The organism is Enterobacter cloacae complex sp. SHL001, from assembly GCF_049236825.1.
In the GTDB taxonomy this organism is placed as follows: Bacteria; Pseudomonadota; Gammaproteobacteria; order Enterobacterales; family Enterobacteriaceae; genus Enterobacter; species Enterobacter hormaechei_C.
The window spans coordinates 17981-33398 of sequence record NZ_JBMKIP010000009.1 but is presented as its reverse complement, the minus strand read 5'-3'; the positions used below and the strand labels follow the sequence as shown (position 1 = coordinate 33398).

Annotated in this window: 15 protein-coding genes and 1 pseudogene; 8 read left to right on the top strand and 8 right to left on the bottom strand. The window is 56.5% G+C overall.

Annotation, left to right across the window (positions count from 1 at the left end; genetic code table 11):
• Window positions 1-18 precede the first annotated feature (18 nt).
• Together ACOTYH_RS19410 and ACOTYH_RS19405 are read right to left on the bottom strand one after the other, a co-directional pair.
• Window positions 19-390 carry a type II toxin-antitoxin system VapC family toxin gene (locus tag ACOTYH_RS19410; protein WP_017382676.1) on the bottom strand — a complete coding sequence of 124 codons (372 nt, stop codon included), beginning with the start codon at window positions 388-390 and terminating at the stop codon, window positions 19-21.
• Between the two features lie 2 nt (window positions 391-392).
• On the bottom strand, window positions 393-635 hold the full coding sequence (locus ACOTYH_RS19405) for a ribbon-helix-helix domain-containing protein (RefSeq protein ID WP_015569912.1): 243 nt from the start codon (window positions 633-635) through the stop codon (window positions 393-395).
• A gap of 198 nt (window positions 636-833) precedes the next feature.
• Here ACOTYH_RS19405 and ACOTYH_RS19400 point away from each other — a divergent pair.
• Window positions 834-1748: pseudogene (locus tag ACOTYH_RS19400) on the top strand (alpha/beta hydrolase); the annotation flags it as partial.
• A gap of 14 nt (window positions 1749-1762) precedes the next feature.
• Here the strand turns inward: ACOTYH_RS19400 and fabY are convergent.
• The 6 genes from fabY to ACOTYH_RS19370 all read right to left on the bottom strand — a co-directional run bounded on the left by fabY (window position 1763) and on the right by ACOTYH_RS19370 (window position 6507).
• The gene (gene fabY, locus ACOTYH_RS19395; RefSeq protein WP_015569910.1) at window positions 1763-2704 is read right to left on the bottom strand and encodes a fatty acid biosynthesis protein FabY; all 942 of its coding nucleotides are present in this window, start codon (window positions 2702-2704) and stop codon (window positions 1763-1765) included.
• A 44-nt stretch (window positions 2705-2748) separates the two neighbouring features.
• Entirely contained in the window at window positions 2749-3186 is a 438-nt protein-coding gene (gene dtd / locus ACOTYH_RS19390; RefSeq protein ID WP_015569909.1) for a D-aminoacyl-tRNA deacylase, read from the bottom strand.
• Window positions 3183-4064 (bottom strand): virulence factor BrkB family protein, encoded by an 882-nt coding sequence (locus ACOTYH_RS19385; protein ID WP_058689018.1) that lies wholly within the window; start codon window positions 4062-4064, stop codon window positions 3183-3185. Before ACOTYH_RS19385 ends, dtd begins: the two co-directional genes overlap by 4 nt.
• Complete coding sequence (gene yihX, locus ACOTYH_RS19380) at window positions 4058-4657, bottom strand: glucose-1-phosphatase (protein ID WP_058689019.1); 600 nt, start codon at window positions 4655-4657, stop codon at window positions 4058-4060. The genes ACOTYH_RS19385 and yihX overlap by 7 nt, the downstream gene beginning before the upstream one ends.
• Before the next feature lie 118 nt (window positions 4658-4775).
• Entirely contained in the window at window positions 4776-5576 is an 801-nt protein-coding gene (locus ACOTYH_RS19375; protein WP_003861944.1) for a DeoR/GlpR family DNA-binding transcription regulator, read from the bottom strand.
• A gap of 34 nt (window positions 5577-5610) precedes the next feature.
• Window positions 5611-6507, bottom strand: coding sequence for a sugar kinase (locus ACOTYH_RS19370; RefSeq protein ID WP_026080563.1), 897 nt, complete (start codon window positions 6505-6507; stop codon window positions 5611-5613).
• 155 nt (window positions 6508-6662) lie between these two features.
• Here ACOTYH_RS19370 and yihU point away from each other — a divergent pair, with 155 nt between their 5' ends.
• From yihU to ompL, 7 genes are all read left to right on the top strand, one after another.
• On the top strand, window positions 6663-7553 hold the full coding sequence (gene yihU / locus ACOTYH_RS19365; protein WP_032649900.1) for a sulfolactaldehyde 3-reductase: 891 nt from the start codon (window positions 6663-6665) through the stop codon (window positions 7551-7553).
• Window positions 7554-7570: 17 nt separating this feature from the next.
• Window positions 7571-8446 carry a sulfofructosephosphate aldolase gene (yihT, locus tag ACOTYH_RS19360; protein WP_015569905.1) on the top strand — a complete coding sequence of 292 codons (876 nt, stop codon included), beginning with the start codon at window positions 7571-7573 and terminating at the stop codon, window positions 8444-8446.
• Between the two features lie 14 nt (window positions 8447-8460).
• Window positions 8461-9702, top strand: a complete 1242-nt coding sequence (gene yihS, locus ACOTYH_RS19355; RefSeq protein ID WP_032668940.1) for a sulfoquinovose isomerase — start codon at window positions 8461-8463, stop codon at window positions 9700-9702.
• A 16-nt stretch (window positions 9703-9718) separates the two neighbouring features.
• Window positions 9719-11743, top strand: a complete 2025-nt coding sequence (locus tag ACOTYH_RS19350) for an alpha-glucosidase (RefSeq protein WP_193361327.1) — start codon at window positions 9719-9721, stop codon at window positions 11741-11743.
• Between the two features lie 45 nt (window positions 11744-11788).
• Window positions 11789-13171: an MFS transporter gene (locus tag ACOTYH_RS19345; protein WP_003861932.1), complete on the top strand. Its 1383-nt coding sequence runs from the start codon at window positions 11789-11791 to the stop codon at window positions 13169-13171.
• 43 nt (window positions 13172-13214) lie between these two features.
• Window positions 13215-14639 (top strand): MFS transporter, encoded by a 1425-nt coding sequence (locus ACOTYH_RS19340; RefSeq protein ID WP_149121138.1) that lies wholly within the window; start codon window positions 13215-13217, stop codon window positions 14637-14639.
• A 74-nt stretch (window positions 14640-14713) separates the two neighbouring features.
• Complete coding sequence (gene ompL / locus ACOTYH_RS19335) at window positions 14714-15400, top strand: porin OmpL (protein ID WP_003861929.1); 687 nt, start codon at window positions 14714-14716, stop codon at window positions 15398-15400.
• Window positions 15401-15418 lie beyond the last annotated feature (18 nt).

Sequence of the window (15418 nt, the reverse complement as noted above, 5' to 3'; positions counted from 1 at the left end):
GGCGCGAGCTTGCCCGGCCTACACCTGGTAAGGCGTAAGGACCTCGTCAATACCCGCAAAATCTTTCGTGTTGCGAGAAATCAACGGACATTTTCTGCTCTGCGCTGTGGCCAGAATGATAGCATCAGGCAGTTTCATTCCATGCTTCTCACGTAGTAAAACGCTTCTTTCCGCAATATCCCGAGACACATCAATAATTTCAAAAGCGCCCATAACGGCTGCCGTTTTCGCTTCATGACCATGCCTGCGAGCGCCCACCATTACTTCCATCCAGGTAATTAAGCTGATGGCACGATGCGACGCGGTATGCTCAATCGCATCCGCAGCTTCAATACGGTTGTTGAAGAGATCAATGAGAATATTGGTATCAAACACTGCCATGTGCTCCATGATTACCACTCCTCACGCAGCTTGCGTTCATACTCAAGCCCGTCCTCTTTTCTGTCTCCCCACAGACCAAGCGCATTTCGGATAACAGAAGAACTCTGCTGGTCGAGATACAGCTCTATCGCTTCCCGAAGCAGTTCAGCACGTGGCTGATTTCGCAATTGCTTGAGATTATCCAAACGTTGAATCACGTCATCAGACAAATCAATAAGTATTCTGCCCATATCAAGTTCCGCCAAAACGCTCATATATCACCTTAGTATATCATCTTTGGTTAATTTTCAGGCAAAATACTCTTTATCAATTTAGGGTGAAAGGACGTTTTTTAGGGAATGATCGATTATGCGAGCCACTTTCCACCACATGCACCTCTCAACATTTCTCTGTTTTCATCTGCTGTAAACCAGGCTATAAACTGTATAAAAACACAGTAAAAGGACGTAATCATGGCACTGGAAAAGGGTATTGATAAGCTGGTACAGGAGTTTATTGCCGCAGGACGACCTTCCTCGCGAAAGCAGAGTATTGATGACCGGAGAAGCGGATATGTTGCCAGCACAGCGCTAGCCGGGGAAACAGAAACGCGTGTCCAGGTTGAAACGCTTGTTCTTGAGGATATGACCTTTCGGGTATTTTCGCCTTTCAATGCCCCTGAAACGTTATCTTGTGCCCTCTACTATCATGGCGGTTGTTTTGTCAGCGGTGGGTTTGAAACCCATGATAATCAGCTTCGCCAACTGGCGTTTTACGGTAACTGCCGGGTCATTGCGGTTCAGTACAGACTCGCACCCGAGAATACTTTCCCCGCTGCGCATGACGATGCAGAGAGAGCGGCAGATCTTGTCTGGCAAAATGCAGAACAATTAGGTGTGGATAAAAACCGGATTACACTTTGTGGAGACAGCGCGGGAGGTCATCTTGCGCTGGTAACGTCATTGCGGCTTAAGGCCAAAGGTCTCTGGGATCCCGCGCAGCTCATTCTTATCTACCCCATGCTCGACGCTACGGCCAGTTTTGAAAGCTATACCCTCAATGGCATGGATTACGTGATTACTCGCGATACCCTTTTGAGCGGCTATGAAATGTATCTGGCTGGAGCCGACCGTCAACATCCTGAAGTCAGCCCACTGTGGCGCAACGACTTTAGCGGTCTGCCGAAGGTCCATATTGTTACCGCGGAGTATGATCCGTTACGCGACGAAGGCGAGGCGCTTTATCAGCGCCTCACGGAGCAAGGCGTGAAGTGTACCGCTCAACGATGGCGGGGTGTAATTCACGGCTTCTTCCAGTTGGGTGGAATTAGCCAGTCAGCGCGAGACGTTACGCGAGATATTGCCTGGCGCATTAACCATGCCGGGCGAGAGTGTAAAGGAGACTACTCCTCCTCGTTCCCGCCCTCTTCATACGCGCCATACGGCTTCGCAGGCAGAACGATATAGGTGCCTTCAAACACCGCGCCTGGCGTTTCATCGCCGAACAGCTCCACCTGCATCTGTACGCGTGCTTTACGTCCACGCGCCAGACGGTCGAGATCGCCGCCCAGTGCGCCCAGGTCAGCAACCGCGCTCGGCTTGCCGCTGATCGGGGCGCTGTAGCGGATATGGGCATCGGCCAGAATAATGGTGCCGCCGAGATGACGTTCGCGCAGCATTAGCCAGATCAGTCCCCAGCCGGTGAGCGTGGCGAGTGAAAACAGGCTGCCGGCAAACAGGGTATGGTGCGGGTTCTGGTTGCCGGTTTCCGGCATGGTGGTAATAAATTTTTGCCCGGTATATTGCTGAATACGCACACCCATTTTTTCACTGAGCGGAATATGCTGATACCATGCCTGCTGGAGCTGCCCGCACCAGTCGGCGCGATGGAGAATATCGTCCAGCGTGGCGATGGGTTTGATCATCAAAAAGTGACGAATCGGCGTAGTTTGCGGGGCGGTGATTTCCCCCTGATTCACGAAACCAAGCTTGGCAAAGAACTCAACGGCATCTTCGCGGGCGCTACAGGTGACACGCTTGACCCCTTCCTGACGGGCAACGGATTCCAGCGTCATAGCCATCAGCGTTCCAAGGCCTTTGTCCTGCACGGAGGGATGAACGGCCATAAAGCGGATTGAAGCTTCGTTGTCGGCATTGATATACAGACGTCCCACGGCAACGAGGTTGCCCTCTTCATCAACCACCATCTGGTGGTGCGCCATCGCGTCCCAGGCGTCGCGTTCAGAGCCTTTAGGTTGATGCAGTGGCTTGCGCAGCATTTCCCAGCGGAAATGGTAATAAGCGTCTAATTCTTCTTCCGTTTGCGGTACTCGAAGGTGATACATAGCTGTACTCTCTCTTGTTACCCGCGGCCATGCCGCCAGTTGGCTCATACCTGAAGCCAGAATGTGACGGGGCCATCGTTCACCAGCGAAACCTGCATATCCGCAGCGAATCGTCCGGTTTGTGTATTCATGTCCTGTTGGCGACAGCGCTCAACAAAGTACTCGTAAAGGGCTTCTGCGCGATCCGGTGCCGCGCCCTTCGAAAAACTCGGGCGCATGCCGCGTTCGGTATCCGCGGCCAGCGTAAACTGAGAGACCACCAGCACGCTGCCGCCCGCTTGCTGAACGTTCAGGTTCATCTTGCCTTCCGCATCGCTGAAAATGCGGTAGCCCAGTACGCGCTCACACAAGCGGTTGGCTTTTTGTTCGTCGTCATCCTTTTCGACACCCAGGAGCACCAAAAGTCCTGGGCCAATTTCACCCGTCACCTCATCCGCCACGGTGACGCTGGCACGGGTTACACGCTGAATCAATGCAATCATGGTTGGTCTGCTTCTTGTTGTATTTCAGCTTCTGCTGCTTTTTTGAGTTCGCGGTAGACCCCGAGAGTGACAGTTATTTCGGCGCCAAGCAAGACGATACACCACGTCCAGTAGACCCAGACAAACAAAATGGGGATCACCGCCAGCACGCCGTAAATCAGCTGATAAGAGGGGAACATGGTGATATAAAGCGCGAATCCTTTCTTGCCCAGCTCAAAGAGCAACGCCGCGACCAGCGCACCCACCACGGCATCCCGGTTGGGTACGCGCGTGGTTGGTACCACGCTGTAGAGCAGCCAGAACGAAAGCCACGATAAAATCAGCGGGAATATACGCAGCACGTTATCGATCACGCTGTTTAAGTCGGTCGCCCAGCGCAGCGAAAGAAGGTAGGAACTGATCGCCAGGCTTGCCCCCGCCAGCAATGGGCCAAGGGTTAAAATCATCCAGTAGACGGCAAAGGAGTAAACCTTCGGGCGGACTTTTTTGCTCCGCCAGATGGTGTTGAGCGCACTGTCGATGGAGTACATCAGCAGCAGCGCGGTAACAATAAGCCCACATGCCCCCACCGCCGTCATCTTGCTGGAGTTAGCGACAAACTGTTCAATGTAGTTCTGGATCACATCGCCAGTGGCAGGAATAAAGTTCGCGAAAACAAAATGGCGAAGCTGCATGCTCACATCGGCAAACATCGGAAACGCCGAAAAAAGCGCAAAAATCACCGCCACCAGCGGCACCAGCGAGAGCAACGACACGTAAGCGAGATTGCCCGCCAGCGTGGTCATGTTGTCCTCGTCAATGCGATGCCAGAGGAGTTTCAGCCACGCCCTCAGCGGGCGCGTGTGGTGATTGGCTTTTTGATGAACGGTTTTTAGCATAACTGCTTCGCAAAGTAGTTCGGTATCGTCTCTTTTCCGGTCACCAGAATGGAGGTGATACCTAACTGATTAGCCCCTTCTATATTATCGGCGTTGTCGTCAAAAAAGACCGCATCCGCCGCCGTGAATCCTTCTTCCTGCAATACCGCCTGATAGATGCGCGCCTCAGGTTTACGCATCCCCATCTCCTGGGAGAGATACACCTTATCTGCCGCCGCGTGGATTTCCGGGTATTCATCCGGCCAGAAGGTGGTATGCAGGCGGTTGGTATTCGACAGGACGACGACACGATGCCGCTGCTCGCGCAGCTTGTGCATGATGTCGATCACTTCGGGGCGGATCGCGACAAATATGGCCTGCCAGCCGTGGGAAAACTGCTCGTAGCTTAACGAGAGACCCATTTCCTGACAGAAACGCTCTGCGAACGCTTCATCGCTGATCTCACCGCGCTCGTGCAGATGGAAAGTCTCACCCATCGCGAAATTCTGCTTTAACGTCGCCAGCGGAACACGGCTAAAATCGCTCCATGCGCCCAGCACCCGGTTAAAATCGATATCGACGATTACATTTCCTAAGTCAAAGATATAAAGCATGTTTATCTCCTTTCGCCGTGGAAAAGTAACTGTAGCGGGAAAGAGAAACTTTAGCTATGCGCCAGATTCAGCTTAGAGAAAGGAAAGGCCCGAATCGCAATATCGGGCCATAGGATTTTCAGCCAGCCTGCTGCTCTTCTCCGGAATTGACTTCGACAACCTCAACCTTGCTGGATTTGAGGTGATTTTGCAGCGCCGGGCCGGGCAGCTCATCGGTGAACAGCGCCGTCGCCTGCGCCACGTTGCCGATTTCAACCGCCGCGGAGGCGTGGTATTTCGTATGATCGGCCGCCAGTAAAATGTGACGGGAGTGAGCGATCATGGTTTTCACCACGCTGGCTTCGTTAACGTCAAATTCCATCATCGCGCCGTCGTGCTCTATCGCCCCGACGCTGGTGACCAGGTAATCTGCGCGAAATCCTGACACGAACGCCGTTGCCGCAGGACCGATAATGCCGCCGTTATGCGGGCGCAGCGTACCGCCGGGCACCATCACCTCAAAGCGCGGATTCTTATAAAGAATGTGCGCCACCCGCAGGCTGTTAGTGATGATGCGCAGATGATTATGGTTAAGCAGTGCCCGGGCAACGTGCTCCACGGTCGTCCCGATGGTGATAAAAATGGTCGAACCGTCGGGAATATAGTCCGCAATCGCTTCGGCAATCGCCCGTTTCTCTTCGGTAAGCGAGACTTCACGCTGTTCGAACGCCGTGTTGACCACGCTGGATGCCCTGCCCGCGCCGCCGTGATGACGGGTGATCAGCCCTTGCTCGCTGAGCTTGCGGATATCCCGGCGCACGGTTTGCGTGGAGACATCCAGCAGCTGCGCCAGTTCATCAATGTTCATATAGCCGCGATCGGCAATCAGCGTCAGCAGCTGATCGTGACGCGGGTTGCCGGTCAGTTCGGTAAGGCTCATGGGCTGTCCTCTGAAAACCATCACGCCCCGCATTTTATACAAAAAGTGACAAAAAAGAGCGGGTTTGATCACAGTCGGGTATACCCGCGCGCCCGCCGGGCTTTGTACATTTCAGTGCTGCGACGGCGCTGGCAAAACGCACGGCGTCTGCGGCGGGTAATTTCTGCCCCAGGCTGACCGCCAGCGCACCGTGGAACACGTCGCCCGCCCCGGTGGTATCAATGACGTTCACTTCAAAACCAGGCTGATGACATAGCGTGTCGTTTTCCAGCCAGAAACAGCCGTCTCGCCCCTGTGTGACATACACATGTCCATTTGTGAGCGTTTGTGCTTTCTTCAGCGCGTTTTCGGTTTCATCCAGCTGCGTTAACCGCCGCAGTCCTGGCGCGGAGAAGGCCGCGTGGTCGCTTAAGGCAATCAGATCCGCGATGTCCTGCGGGGTGACATCCGCATCCAGCAGCGTCGGTACGCCCTGCTGGCGGGCCAGGGTAAATGCCTGTTTTGCCCCGTCATGCCAGCGCACGTCGGCTAAGACAATGTCCCACTGAGAGAAGTCGATTTCATGCAGCCAGTCTGCCGCCGCAGGGAGATCGGGGCTGGGGTAGTTGGCAATAACGCGCTCTCCGCTTGCGTCCACCAGCACCGCCGATTGCGACGATCGGGCTCCCTTAACTATGCGCGTATAGCGGGTGTTCACCCCCAGGGATTCCAGCTCCGCAAGCAGTCGTCTGCCGGTATCGTCGTCCCCCACCCGGCCAATAAAATCCACTTCCGCGCCCAGTTTCGCGGCTGCCACTGCCGCCGTTGCCGCCGGGCCGCCGCCCACTTCCGTATAGTCTTTTGCGACATATTTCCCACCTTCTTTCGGTAAATCATCGAGATACCAGATGCGATCCAGCACGGTAATGCCGACACAAACGATGCGAGTCATGGTGATTCCTTCTGCGATTTCTGATGCCTTCATTTTAATTTCACCAAATGTTTAAAAAGTGACCCGTGTCAATTTTTTGACTATAAATTACAAATACGATCAAAAACAGACACCACAAACGCGCAAAAATTGACACGATGTGACAGGAGAGAGGCATGTCAGCAATCGCATTTATCGGCTTAGGACAGATGGGCGCGCCCATGGCGAAGAATCTGTTGAAACAGGGCCACCAGCTTAACGTTTTTGATGTGAACCCGCAGGCGGTTCAGGCGCTGGTAGAGAGCGGCGCCCGGGCGGCGGGAACGCCAGCGCAGGCCGTAACGGAGGCCGAATTCGTCATTACCATGCTGCCAAACGGCGACCTGGTGCGCAGCGTGCTGTTCGGCGAGCACGGCGTATGCGAAGGGTTATCCCGCGACGCGCTGGTCATTGATATGTCCACCATTCACCCGCTGCAAACCGACGCACTGATCCGCGACATGGCTGAGCAAGGCTTCAGCCTGATGGACGTGCCCGTCGGACGCACCTCTGATCATGCCATCGCCGGTACGCTGCTCCTGCTGGCGGGCGGTACGGCGCAGCAGGTTGAGCGCGCCACCCCCGTTTTAATGGCGATGGGCAATGAACTGATTAACGCCGGCGGGCCGGGAATGGGCATCCGCGTGAAGCTCATCAATAACTACATGAGCATCGCCCTGAACGCCCTTTCCGCCGAAGCCGCCGTACTGTGCGAAGCGCTTGGCCTCTCCTTTGACGTGGCGCTCAAGGTGATGAGCGGCACGCCGGCGGGTAAAGGCCACTTCACCACGTCATGGCCGAACAAGGTACTGAAAGGGGATCTTTCACCCGCCTTTATGATCGACCTTGCGCATAAGGATCTGGGGATCGCCCTCGACGTGGCCAACCAGCTCCACGTTCCGATGCCGCTGGGCGCGGCTTCCCGCGAAGTTTACAACCAGGCACGCGCCGCCGGGCGCGGGCGCGAAGACTGGACAGCCATTCTTGAACAGGTTCGCGCATCTGCCGGGCTGAAAAAAACACACTGATACGAAAGGACTGAGGAATGACGATGTACACCCTGAAAGATATCACCCGACCTTCCGGCGGTTTTGCGATGCTGGCCGTGGATCAGCGCGAAGCGATGCGCCTGATGTTTGCTGCCGCAGGCGCGCCGGTGCCGGTAACCGACCAGCACCTGACGGATTTCAAGGTCAATGCGGCGAAAATTCTGTCGCCGTACGCCTCTGCGATCCTCGTCGACCAGCAGTTCTGCTACCGCCAGATTGTCGAGCAGCAGGCCGTGGCCAAAAGCTGCGCAATGATTGTCGCCGCCGACGAGTTTATCCCGGGGAACGGCATTCCGGTCGACAGCGTGGTGATCGACAAGAACGTTGACGCGCAGGCGGTCAAACGCGATGGCGGTAAGGCGCTGAAGCTGCTGGTGCTGTGGCGCAGCGATGAAGATCCGCAGCAGCGCCTGGAAATGGTGAAAGCGTTCAATACGCTGTGCCACGACAACGGGCTGCTGAGCATTATCGAGCCGGTGGTGCGTCCCCCGCGCCGCGGCGCCGCGTTTGACCGCGAGCAGGCGATCATCGATGCGGCCAAAGAGCTGGGCGACAGCGGCGCCGACCTCTACAAAGTGGAAATGCCGCTGTTTGGTAAGGGCACACAGCACGAGCTACTGACGGCCTCGCAGAAGCTGAACGAGAACATCGCCATGCCGTGGGTGATCCTCTCCTCCGGCGTGGACGATAAGTTATTCCCGCGTGCCGTAAGCGTCGCCATGCAGGCGGGGGCATCGGGCTTTTTAGCCGGGCGCGCCGTCTGGTCATCGGTGATTGGCCTGCCGGACACCGAGCTGATGCTGCGTGATATTTCCGTACCAAAACTTCAGCGTCTGGGTGAGATCGTCGACGAAATGATGGCTCGCCGTTGAAAAAGGACCCGAACATGAAATGGTTTAACACCCTGAGCCATAACCGCTGGCTCGAACAAGAGACCGACCGCATTTTCGATTTCGGCAAAAACGCCGCCGTACCAACCGGCTTTGGCTGGCTGGGCAATAACGGGCAGGTGCGCAGCGATATGGGCACCCATCTGTGGATCACCGCCCGCATGCTGCACGTTTACGCGGTGGCGGCGAACATGGGGCGCCCCGGCGCGTACGCGCTGGTTGAGCACGGCATTAATGCCCTGAACGGTCCGCTGCGCGATAAACAGCACGGCGGCTGGTACGCCTGCGTAAACGATGAAGGCGTGATTGATGCGTCCAAGCAGGGCTATCAGCATTTCTTCGTCCTGCTGGGCGCGGCGAGCGCCGTCACCACCGGCCACCCGCAGGCACGCAAGCTGCTGGACAATGCCATCGAGGTGATTGAGCGCTACTTCTGGAGCGAACAGGAGCAGATGTGCCTGGAGTCCTGGGACGAAGCCTTCAGCAAAACGGAAGACTATCGCGGCGGTAACGCCAATATGCACGCCGTGGAAGCCTTCCTCATCGTCTATGACGTGACCCACGACCGGAAATGGCTCGACCGCGCCTTGCGTATCGCCTCGGTGATTATTCACGACGTGGCGCGCAAAGGGGAGTACCGCGTTAACGAGCATTTCGACACCAGCTGGAACCCGATCCGCGATTACAACATCGATAACCCTGCCCACCGCTTCCGCGCCTACGGCGGCACGCCGGGGCACTGGATCGAGTGGGGCCGCCTGATGCTGCACCTGCGTGCCGCGCTGGAAGCCCGCTTTGAAACCCCGCCGGAGTGGCTGCTGGAAGATGCGAAAGGCCTGTTTCACGCCACTATTCGCGACGCCTGGGCACCCGACGGGGCGGACGGCTTTGTCTACTCCGTGGGCTGGGACGGCAAGCCTATCGTGCGCGAACGCGTGCGCTGGCCAATCGTCGAGGCGATGGGCACGGCTTACGCGCTCTACACCGTCACCGGCGAGGCGCAGTACGAAGCCTGGTATCAGAAATGGTGGGATTACTGCATCAAGTACCTGATGGATTACGAAAACGGTTCATGGTGGCAGGAGCTGGACACCAATAACGAAGTGACCACCAAAGTCTGGGACGGCAAGCAGGATATTTACCACCTGCTGCACTGCCTGGTGATCCCCCGCCTGCCGCTGGCGCCGGGCTTAGCCCCTGCCGTCGCCGCCGGATTACTGGATAGCCTGGCCAAATAATAAAGACGGAGTTTTTATGCGTACCCTACACAATATTGACCTGAAAAATAACGAAAGTGGTTTCACCCTGCGCTGGCAGGACCGTCTGATTTTATCCCACTCTGCGGATGCCCCCTGCCTGTGGATCGGTGCAGGCGAAGCGGATATCGAGATGTTTCGCGGCAATTTCAGCATCAAAGACAAGCTTAACGAAAAGATTGCCCTGACGAACGCGACCGTCACGCAGCAAAGCGCGGGCTGGGCAATCCGCTTTACCCGCGGCGACGCGGTGAGCGCGACGCTGCTGGTGGGCGTGGATGGTGAGGGCCGTCTGGAGCTGAAGCTGAAAAATGACGCCGCCAGCCATAACCGCATCTGGCTGCGGCTGGCGGCTCAGCCTGACGATCATATCTACGGCTGCGGCGAGCAGTTCTCGTATTTCGATCTGCGCGGCAAGCCGTTCCCGCTGTGGACCAGCGAGCAGGGCGTGGGCCGCAACAAGCAGACCTACGTCACCTGGCAGGCCGACTGCAAAGAGAACGCGGGCGGCGATTACTACTGGACCTTCTTCCCACAGCCTACCTTCGTGAGCACCCAGAAGTACTACTGCCACATGGATAACAGCTGTTATATGAACTTCGACTTCAGCGCGCCGGACTTCCACGAGCTGGCATTCTGGGAAGATAACGCCACGCTGCGCTTCGAATGCGCAGAAACCTACGTCGATCTGCTGGAAAAACTGACCGGCCTGCTGGGGCGTCAGCCTGAACTGCCGGACTGGGTTTACGACGGCGTGACGCTGGGTATTCAGGGCGGCACCGAGGTGTGTCAGCAGAAGCTCGACGCCATGCGCGAGGGCGGCGTGAAGGTAAACGGCATCTGGGCGCAGGACTGGTCCGGCATCCGGATGACCTCCTTTGGCAAACGCGTAATGTGGAACTGGAAGTGGAACAGCACGCTCTATCCGCAGCTTGATGAGCGGATTGCGCAGTGGAAAGAGGAAGGCGTGCAGTTCCTCTCCTATATCAACCCGTACGTCGCCAGCGATAAAGATCTCTGCGAAGAGGCGTCGAAGCGCGGCTATCTGACCAAAGATGCCGACGGCAAGGATTACCACGTTGAGTTCGGCGAGTTCTACGCGGGCGTTATCGACCTGACTAACCCGGAAGCCTACAGCTGGTACAAAGAGGTGATCAAAAAGAACCTGATCGAACTGGGCTGCGGCGGCTGGATGGCCGATTTCGGGGAATATCTGCCGACCGATACCTTCCTGCACAACGGCGTGAGCGCGGAGATCATGCATAACGCCTGGCCTGCCCTGTGGGCGAAATGTAACTACGAAGCGCTGGAGGAGACCGGCAAGCTCGGGGAGATCCTGTTCTTCATGCGCGCGGGCTACACCGGCAGCCAGAAGCACTCGGTGATGATGTGGGCGGGGGATCAGAACGTCGACTGGAGCCTGGACGATGGTCTGGCGTCCGTCGTACCGGCGGCGCTGTCGCTGGCGATGACCGGGCACGGGCTGCACCACAGCGACATTGGCGGCTATACGACCCTCTTCGAGATGAAGCGCAGCAAAGAGCTGCTGCTGCGCTGGTGCGACTTCAGCGCCTTTACGCCGATGATGCGTACCCACGAGGGCAACCGCCCTGGCGACAACTGGCAGTTCGACGGCGACGCGGACACCATCGCCCACTTCGCGCGCATGACCACCGTCTTCACCACTCTGAAGCCGTACATCAAAGCTGCGGTAGCGCAGAACGCGAAGAGCGGCCTACCGGTGATGCGCCCGCTGTTCCTGCACTACGAGGACGACGTGCGCGCCTACACGCTGAAATACCAGTACCTGTTTGGCCGCGATCTGCTGGTGGCGCCGGTTCATGAAGAGGGACGCCGCGACTGGTCGCTCTATCTGCCGCAGGACACCTGGGTCAATGCGTGGACCGGGGAAACCTGCCAGGGCGGTGACATCACCGTTGATGCCCCGCTCGGCAAACCGCCGGTCTTCTATCGCCAGCACAGCGAATGGGCAGATCTGTTTAGCACCTTACGTCATATCTGATAAGGCTCGCCCGCGGGGAAACCTGCGGGCAGACGGAGAACAATAATGAGTCAACATACTTCTGATCCGGCAACCCTGCGCCTGCCGTTTAAAGAAAAACTCGCCTACGGGATGGGCGATCTCGGCTCTAACATCCTGCTTGATATCGGCACGCTGTATCTGCTGAAGTTCTACACCGACGTCCTGGGGCTGCCTGGCACCTACGGCGGGATTATCTTCCTGATTGCGAAGTTTTTTACCGCCTTCACCGACATGGGCACCGGGATCATGCTCGATTCCCGGCGCAAGATCGGCCCGAAAGGGAAATTCCGCCCGTTCGTGCTGTATGCAGCCTTCCCGGTAACGTTGCTGGCGATAGCTAACTTCGTCGGCACACCGTTTGAAATTACCGGTAAAACGGTGATGGCGACGGTGCTGTTCATGCTGTACGGCCTGTTCTTCAGCATGATGAACTGCTCCTACGGCGCGATGGTGCCCGCCATTACCAAAAACCCGGACGAGCGTGCTTCGCTGGCCGCCTGGCGCCAGGGCGGCGCCACGCTGGGTCTGCTGCTCTGTACGGTGGGCTTTGTCCCGGTGATGAACCTGATTGAGGGCAACGACCAGCTTGGCTACATCTTTGCCGCCACCCTCTTCTCGCTGTTCGGGTTGTTCTTTATGTGGTGGTGCTATAAAGGCGTAACCGAGCGTTACGTCGAGACGCAGCCTGCTAACCCGGCGCAGAAACCGGGGCTGTTGCAGTCGTTTCGCGCCATCGCCGGGAACCGTCCGCTGTTTATCCTGTGCATCGCTAACCTGTGCACGCTGGGCGCCTTTAACGTTAAGCTCGCCATTCAGGTCTACTACACGCAGTACGTACTGAACGACCCGATCCTGCTGTCGTACATGGGCTTCTTCAGCATGGGCTGTATTTTTATCGGCGTCTTTATGATGCCCGGCGCGGTGCGGCGCTTCGGTAAGAAAAAGGTCTACATCAGCGGGCTGATGATTTGGGTGGCGGGCGATCTGCTTAACTACTTCTTCGGCGGCGGCTCGGTGAGCTTCGTGGCGTTCTCCTGCCTGGCGTTCTTCGGCTCCGCGTTCGTGAACAGCCTGAACTGGGCGCTGGTGTCCGATACCGTGGAATACGGCGAGTGGCGCACCGGCGTACGCTCCGAGGGGACGGTCTACACCGGCTTTACCTTCTTCCGTAAGGTATCGCAGGCGCTGGCGGGCTTCTTCCCGGGGATCATGCTCACGCAGATCGGCTATGTGCCCAACGTGGTGCAATCCGCCGGCACGGTTGAAGGGCTACGGCAGCTGATATTTATCTATCCGAGTCTGCTGGCAGTCATCACCATCGTGGCGATGGGCTGCTTCTACAACCTTAACGAGAAGATGTATGTGCGCATCGTGGAAGAAATTGAGCTGCGCAAACGTACGGCATAAATGACGTGATTGAGCGCCCTGCGGGGCGCTTTGAGGATCGACCATGACACATAATACTGATCCGTTAACCCTGAAATTGAGCCTGCGAGAGAAGTGCGCCTACGGGATGGGTGATTTTGGCTCGAACCTGATGCTGTGTATTGGCACGCTGTATCTGCTGAAGTTTTACACGGACGAGCTGGGCATGCCCGCGTTCTACGGCGGCATCATTTTTCTGGTCGCCAAGTTCTTTACCGCGTTTACCGACATGCTGACCGGGGTGCTGCTGGACTCCCGGCGTAATATCGGCGCGCGGGGGAAATTCCGGCCATTCATTCTCTACGCCTCCGTGCCGGTGGCGCTGGTGGCCACGGCGCAGTTTATGGCCAACGACTTTAGCCTGACGGTGAAAACGGCTCTCGCCACCGTGCTCTTCATGATGTTTGGGCTCTGCTACAGCCTGATGAACTGTGCCTACGGTGCAATGGTTCCGGCCATCACCAAAAACCCGAACGAGCGCGCGCAGCTTGCGGCGTGGCGTCAGGGCGGCGCAACGGTAGGACTGTTGCTCTGCACTGTCGGCTTTATGCCGATTCAGGCGCTGTTCGTCAGCCAGCCCTCACTCGGCTATCTGGTGGCCGCGCTGATGTTCGTCACCGGGGGACTGTTCTGCATGTGGTGGTGCTACAGCGGGGTGAAAGAGCGCTACGTCGAGCTTACGCCCGATCACCATAAACCCGGCATTCTGAAATCGTTCTGCGCGATTTTCCGCAATCCGCCGCTGCTGGTGCTGTGCATCGCTAACCTGTGTACCCTCGCCGCGTTTAACATCAAGCTGGCGATTCAGGTCTATTACACCCAGTACGTGCTGAACGATCTGCATCTCCTGTCGTGGATGGGCTTTTTCAGCATGGGCTGCATTCTGATTGGCGTGTTTCTGGTGCCTGGCGCGGTGAAGCGCTTTGGCAAGAAGCCGGTCTATCTGGGCGGGCTGACGCTGTGGGCGGTGGGCGACGTGCTGAACTTCGTCTGGGGGACCAGTTCCCTGCTGTTCGTGCTCTTTTCCTGCATGGCCTTTTTCGGCACCGCGTTTGTGAACAGCCTGAACTGGGCGCTGGTGCCGGATACGGTTGATTACGGCGAGTGGAAAACCGGGATCCGCGCCGAAGGGTCGGTGTATACCGGCTATACCTTCTCGCGCAAAATCTCCGCGGCGCTGGCCGGTTTTCTGCCCGGTATCATGCTGACCCAGATTGGCTATGTTCCCCATGCCGTACAGAGCGCAGGCACGCTGCTTGGGTTGCGCCAGCTTATTTTCCTCTGGCCGTGCGGCCTGGCGATCGTTGCCGCCGTGACCATGGGGCTGTTTTATAAACTCAACGAAGCGCGCTTCGCCTTTATTATCGAGGAGATTGGAAAACGGAAAAAACAGACAGCAAATACCCCTGAGATAACCACCAACAATAAAGCGTCAGCAGTCACTTTATAACAATAAATCCGGCCAGTATGTCCTTCCTGTTTATCAGGAGGGAGGCCTTTCTGTACCTGATACTTGGACAAATTATGAAAAGAATCATCACTGTACTGATCGTGTCGTCTGTGTCCTGCCCGGTTTTTGCCGGGGCCTATGTCGAAACGCGCGAAGCCTACAACACCGCCTCTGAGCTGCACGAAGTGATCCTGCGTGCGGGCTATAACTTCGATATGGGCGCGGGACTGATGTTCACCAACGCTTATAACGTGGGGAAATGGGACGAACTGAAGCACAGCTATAACGAAATTGAGGGGTGGTATCCACTCTTCAAACCGACCGACAAACTGACCTTCCAGCCCGGCGGCTTGATTAATGACAGCAGCGCAGGATCAGGTGGCGCGGTTTATTTAGATACTAACTATAAATTTACGGACTGGTTTAATCTGACGTTCCGCTATCGCTATAACCATAACAATTACGATACGCCGGACTATAACGGGCAGATGGATAAGAACGACACACATGAATTTGCCAACTACTGGAATTTCAAAGTGACGGATGCGTTTTTCTACACCTTTGAGCCGCACTTTTTCCAGCGGGTGAATGATTACCACAGCAAAAATGGCAAAGACCATCACTGGGAAATTACCAATAAATTCAGCTATAAGATCGACAGAAACTGGCTGCCGTATCTTGAGCTACAGTGGCTGGACCGATGGAATGATTACAACCGCGAGCAGTACCGGATCCGTTTAGGGTTGCGGTATTCGTTCTAATAAAAAAAGCCGCTGATC

What these genes read in the sequence shown, in the direction of transcription:
- ACOTYH_RS19410 (WP_017382676.1), bottom strand. Translation starts at nt 390, where the DNA reads ATGGAGCACATGGCAGTGTTTGATACCAATATTCTCATTGATCTCTTC.
- ACOTYH_RS19405 (WP_015569912.1), bottom strand. Translation starts at nt 635, where the DNA reads ATGAGCGTTTTGGCGGAACTTGATATGGGCAGAATACTTATTGATTTG.
- fabY (WP_015569910.1), bottom strand. Translation starts at nt 2,704, where the DNA reads ATGTATCACCTTCGAGTACCGCAAACGGAAGAAGAATTAGACGCTTAT.
- dtd (WP_015569909.1), bottom strand. Translation starts at nt 3,186, where the DNA reads ATGATTGCATTGATTCAGCGTGTAACCCGTGCCAGCGTCACCGTGGCG.
- ACOTYH_RS19385 (WP_058689018.1), bottom strand. Translation starts at nt 4,064, where the DNA reads ATGCTAAAAACCGTTCATCAAAAAGCCAATCACCACACGCGCCCGCTG.
- yihX (WP_058689019.1), bottom strand. Translation starts at nt 4,657, where the DNA reads ATGCTTTATATCTTTGACTTAGGAAATGTAATCGTCGATATCGATTTT.
- ACOTYH_RS19375 (WP_003861944.1), bottom strand. Translation starts at nt 5,576, where the DNA reads ATGAGCCTTACCGAACTGACCGGCAACCCGCGTCACGATCAGCTGCTG.
- ACOTYH_RS19370 (WP_026080563.1), bottom strand. Translation starts at nt 6,507, where the DNA reads ATGACTCGCATCGTTTGTGTCGGCATTACCGTGCTGGATCGCATCTGG.
- yihU (WP_032649900.1), top strand. Translation starts at nt 6,663, where the DNA reads ATGTCAGCAATCGCATTTATCGGCTTAGGACAGATGGGCGCGCCCATG.
- yihT (WP_015569905.1), top strand. Translation starts at nt 7,571, where the DNA reads ATGACGATGTACACCCTGAAAGATATCACCCGACCTTCCGGCGGTTTT.
- yihS (WP_032668940.1), top strand. Translation starts at nt 8,461, where the DNA reads ATGAAATGGTTTAACACCCTGAGCCATAACCGCTGGCTCGAACAAGAG.
- ACOTYH_RS19350 (WP_193361327.1), top strand. Translation starts at nt 9,719, where the DNA reads ATGCGTACCCTACACAATATTGACCTGAAAAATAACGAAAGTGGTTTC.
- ACOTYH_RS19345 (WP_003861932.1), top strand. Translation starts at nt 11,789, where the DNA reads ATGAGTCAACATACTTCTGATCCGGCAACCCTGCGCCTGCCGTTTAAA.
- ACOTYH_RS19340 (WP_149121138.1), top strand. Translation starts at nt 13,215, where the DNA reads ATGACACATAATACTGATCCGTTAACCCTGAAATTGAGCCTGCGAGAG.
- ompL (WP_003861929.1), top strand. Translation starts at nt 14,714, where the DNA reads ATGAAAAGAATCATCACTGTACTGATCGTGTCGTCTGTGTCCTGCCCG.